The organism is Candidatus Poribacteria bacterium (assembly GCA_028820845.1).
Classification (GTDB): domain Bacteria; phylum Poribacteria; class WGA-4E; order WGA-4E; family WGA-3G; genus WGA-3G.
Window position 1 is genome coordinate 1 of sequence record JAPPII010000081.1, and the last position, 4,330, is coordinate 4,330.

The window sequence follows — 4,330 nt, forward strand, 5'->3', positions numbered from 1 at the left end:
TTTATTTCGCAGCTATATTGATCACTGCTAACAAAATGTAAACACTACGTAGTATGTTAGTCAAAGCGAGGTGGTTCTCGCATTGGTTCTCGTGGGGGTATCTCAAGTTCTACCCCACCCATCTGTTTGAAAAGCTTGTGGATAAATGTTCCAAGTCCCTTCTCTGGAATCTCTTGGACATGAAATGTAGGCAATATGTTGGCTGCGTCTTTATCGTGAAGATTAGCAAGATAATCAAACAACCTCTTTAAGTTCTTCAGTAGAGAGTTGTTCGATTAACATAATCGCCTGCTTTTGTAAGTCCATTTTTTGCATAATCAAACCTCCTTTTTAGATAATAACACGATTGTTGCTACGTCACTTCTGGTGGGCGACGTATCGATGTCGGTTGGATAATTTTGCGTTGATCGGGTGTCAGACGTGCCAATAACGCCTCCGAATGCGGATAGTCAAAACGCTCGCGGACATACCGCGGCGAATAACGATAAACAATCGACCGGCGATACCCTTCATTCGTCCGTTCTGCCGATCCGTGTGTAATTTTATCCGTGAACATCACGACATCGCCCGCCTTGAGATAGATTTCCTTCGTCCCGAAGGCAGTCCCTGCAGGTTTGCCGCTCACACCGTCGTAAACCAAACCTTTCCCATCGACCTTCAAACGCGGATGAATCTCCGTACATTTATGACTCCCCGGCACCAACACCGGTGCACCGTCTCCTGGTCCAATATCGTTGAGTGCCATGAGGACGTTAATCTGCCCGACCATCCATTCGCCCGTCTGCTCCTGTCGAAATGTTAGGTAGCTGAGGGGGACATGCCCGCCACAGTGGATATGAATGAAACCGCCAGGACCACGGACGTTCAGGAAATTCTCGTGGATAGAGAGTCCATTGACTTCATGGACGTATTTCCGCACGAGATTAATCCATGCAGGATGGTCGATTAGCTTTTCAAAGACCCCTCCACCCTCAATGATATTCTGGAAATTCACGCCGTTTTCGATGTTGTAGGTATGCGTTTCGATGTTTCCGATCCAGCGCGGGATCCGCTTGTCCTCGGTGTGTTCTTCCCACGGCTCCTCAACGTACTCCCAATGTGCGTCAATCCACGCGTTCATCTTTTCCAGATCATCTTCTGAGATTGCATTCTCTAAGACCAGATAGCCCTGTAAATCGAACAGATAATCCTGTACCTCTTGGTCCATTTTCTGCCTCCTTAATCCGTAAGTTTTTAACCCGCATTCAGCCTCACCAACAGAATACCCGAATTACCTCGAAACTATAGATACGCGTTCAATTCAGTCTCAGTTGGTGTTGGTGTAGAGATACCACCTTCAGGGACTTCCACCTTCGCTGTCCAAGCAATAGCATTGAGAATAAACTTACGGAGCTGGTCATCACCCCAATTCCGGTGGAGATGCCCACCTGTAAACCCAAATCCACGACCGCCATCTGGACGCTCCACACACCATCCTAAATGTTGGGGTTCACCGTTTGCTACCGACGCACGGACGTATGGATTCCCGCTGTGCGGTCCATCGGGTCTTTTAAGCGTGGATTCCGGGGCAATCGCACTCAATACGGGTGTCACCCCTTGCATATTTTCACGAAACCGCATGTGATAATACCATTCATCTTCCAGCGAAAACGGCTCCAACCCGCGTGTCGTCGGGTGTTCAGGAAATCCTGTAAACGTCGCTGTCCAATACGGATTGACCGAAAGGTGCGTTTCAAAGTAGCCCCCGATCCAGTCTAAGAAACGGTCGCCGGGTTCACCTTTCGGCACCTCGACTGCATAGTGCAACATCGCAAGTCCTATACCCTGTGCCATCAACACAGCGATCTGATCCAGATGCGGAATTGTAAGATGCTTCGCACCGCCATCTGAATAGATAATAATAGCATCTGTATCAGCGAGAGTTGCGGAATCTGTGGGCCATCCTTGAGAGACGACCGCTTCCACACCGTCAACAGTTTTGTTCAACTGATCGGCGAGAAAGGCACATCCCGCAGGATGCTCATGTGATCCACCACCATGACTCGCGCTCCCTGCCACCATAACAATTCGAGATTTTTTTGCCATATTTTTCGTTCCTCCATTCGGGGTGTCTACCAAATTTTCACCATTCTCTACTTACACCGTAAGCATCAAAAGCACTATCTACACCAATTATTGGAAGCCCTTCAACCAGGGCTTGAGCAATGATCAAACGGTCAAAGGGATCCCTGTGATAGAGAGGTAATGTCGTCACCTGCATGAAGTGATCAATTGTGATATCCAACATGTCAATCCCGTGGAAATCCAGTTCATCCGGGAACAATTGGTTAAAGGGTTTATCTAAATCGAGTTTTCCTATATTGACCTTGACCGCTATTTCCCAAAGACTCGCGATGCTGAGCAAGACTTCACTGCTCGAATCCAGAATTAATCGGCGCGCCCTGGCACTGAGTTTTTTGTCTTCAGCAATAAACCAAAGCAGCGTATGTGTATCCAGCAAATATCTCACCACATATACTCCCTAAATTCTGGGAGCTCAGCGTCAAAATCGTCGGCGATCTTGATAAGCCCTTTGAGGGTTCCTGCTTGACGGGGCGGTTGCAACGTCTTCAGTCCTGCTCCATAAAACAGCTCATGGTATTTCACATAGGTCTTATCCAGCAATTTAAAGCAGTCCTTGAATTCCTTGAACGTTGGAGCGGTTTTTACTTCGTGCTTTTCCAAATACGCAAGTCGTTCATCAGCAAACGCCTCGCACGCTTCTAACGCCGATATAAGTTGTGTTATATCTTCGACTACCATTTGTGTGCACACTTGCGCGGCACCAATACCTGTGTCCGATGAAAGGTTGCCCAATTCACTTGGATATGAACATACTGCCTCAATGGAGCTGCGGGGGAGCACTTCGGGATTTTTAGCAATCTCATGGAGCAATCCTACGAAGGAGATACCTTCTTTGTCTGATTTAATTTGTCGACGCAGGCCGATAAGTACATGATCCAGATATGAACGTTCAAGGTATCCGTAATGGTGGTCTTGGGTACGTCGATGTCCATGAATGATAATTCGGATTTCCCAGAATACTCTGGCATCCCGAAGTAATAGCCGAATCTCTGGTTCAATAACCTCCATCCATTCACGCCACTTCTGAAATTTCGGACTTATCTCAAATTTTTGATTCATCGTCAAATACCCCTTCCATACGTCCATATTCAGAACGTTTTTCAACCTATCTCTTTAAATTCTACACGCTATTGTTGGTGTTGTCAACGTCAATTTTAAACCGATTGACAATTTCACACGAGTGCCTTAAGATAGAGATAAATCCAATACACAGCAGGAGCAACGCAATGGAGAGATTCCCGATTGTTGATACACACGTTCATCTATGGCACCCAGAACAGTTGAGATACCCGTGGCTTTCGGAAGTGCCAGCCCTAAACAGACCCTATCTCCTAAAAGATTACATCACCGCTTATGGTGAATTAGAAATCGAATCCATCGTTTTTGTCCAATGCGATACACACCCCGATGACGGTTTGAAAGAGACGGCGTGGGTGACCTCCCTTGCCACAACAGTAGAGCCTCGGATTCAAGGGATTGTCGCCTGGGCACCGCTCGAAGAGGGTGAACAGGTCGCACCCTTCGTCGAAAAATTGGCAGAGAACCCACTTGTTAAAGGTATCCGTAGACTCATTCAATCCGAAAGCGTTGATTTCTGTATCCAACCCGACTTTGTAAGCGGCGTTAAAGTGCTTTCCCGCTACGGGTTGAGTTTTGACCTCTGTATTTTTCATCCGCAACTCGCCAACGCGATCCGACTCGTGGAGCAGTGTCCGCACGTCCAATTCATCTTGGACCATATCGGCAAACCCGACATCAAGAACCAACTTTTTGAGCCGTGGAAACAGGAGATCGAGACGCTCGCGGGATTTCCAAACGTCCATTGCAAAATTTCTGGATTGGTAACGGAAGCCGACTTTGAATCGTGGACCCCTACTGACCTACAGCCGTATATTGCGCATGTGATTCGTTGCTTCGGTTTTGATCGGGTTATATACGGAAGCGATTGGCCCGTTTCTACACAGGCATCTGATTATCCACGATGGGTGCAGACACTGAAAGAAGCCGTCTCAGGCTGCTCCCCTGAAGAGATACGAAACCTCTTTCGCGATAACGCAATTAGGTTTTATAGGTTGGATTCGTAGCGGTCAGTAATCAGTAGTCAGCAGTCGATTTGGTGGATTGGAACGATTATGGTAAACCTTAGAATTAATTAGGTAGTGTTTACATTGTGTAAGTTATTGACATTTTTGTTAGGTTTTGGTAG

Annotated in this window: 6 protein-coding genes; 1 reads left to right on the plus strand and 5 read right to left on the minus strand. The window is 47.0% G+C overall.

The window, feature by feature from the left end:
* Positions 1 to 56: 56 nt before the first annotated feature.
* From OXN25_16250 to OXN25_16270, 5 genes are all read right to left on the minus strand, one after another.
* A complete protein-coding gene (locus OXN25_16250) occupies positions 57 to 242 on the minus strand; it encodes a hypothetical protein (GenBank protein ID MDE0426404.1) in 186 nt (61 codons plus the stop codon).
* Between the two features lie 110 nt (positions 243 to 352).
* A complete protein-coding gene (locus tag OXN25_16255; GenBank protein ID MDE0426405.1) occupies positions 353 to 1,207 on the minus strand; it encodes a phytanoyl-CoA dioxygenase family protein in 855 nt (284 codons plus the stop codon).
* A 74-nt stretch (positions 1,208 to 1,281) separates the two neighbouring features.
* Entirely contained in the window at positions 1,282 to 2,085 is an 804-nt protein-coding gene (locus tag OXN25_16260; protein MDE0426406.1) for a ThuA domain-containing protein, read from the minus strand.
* A gap of 37 nt (positions 2,086 to 2,122) precedes the next feature.
* Positions 2,123 to 2,509: a type II toxin-antitoxin system VapC family toxin gene (locus tag OXN25_16265; protein ID MDE0426407.1), complete on the minus strand. Its 387-nt coding sequence runs from the start codon at positions 2,507 to 2,509 to the stop codon at positions 2,123 to 2,125.
* Positions 2,506 to 3,183 carry a hypothetical protein gene (locus OXN25_16270; GenBank protein MDE0426408.1) on the minus strand — a complete coding sequence of 226 codons (678 nt, stop codon included), beginning with the start codon at positions 3,181 to 3,183 and terminating at the stop codon, positions 2,506 to 2,508. Before OXN25_16270 ends, OXN25_16265 begins: the two co-directional genes overlap by 4 nt.
* 167 nt (positions 3,184 to 3,350) lie before the next feature.
* Between OXN25_16270 and OXN25_16275 the strand changes: the two genes are divergently transcribed.
* Positions 3,351 to 4,208, plus strand: coding sequence for an amidohydrolase family protein (locus OXN25_16275; protein MDE0426409.1), 858 nt, complete (start codon positions 3,351 to 3,353; stop codon positions 4,206 to 4,208).
* Positions 4,209 to 4,330: the final 122 nt, after the last annotated feature.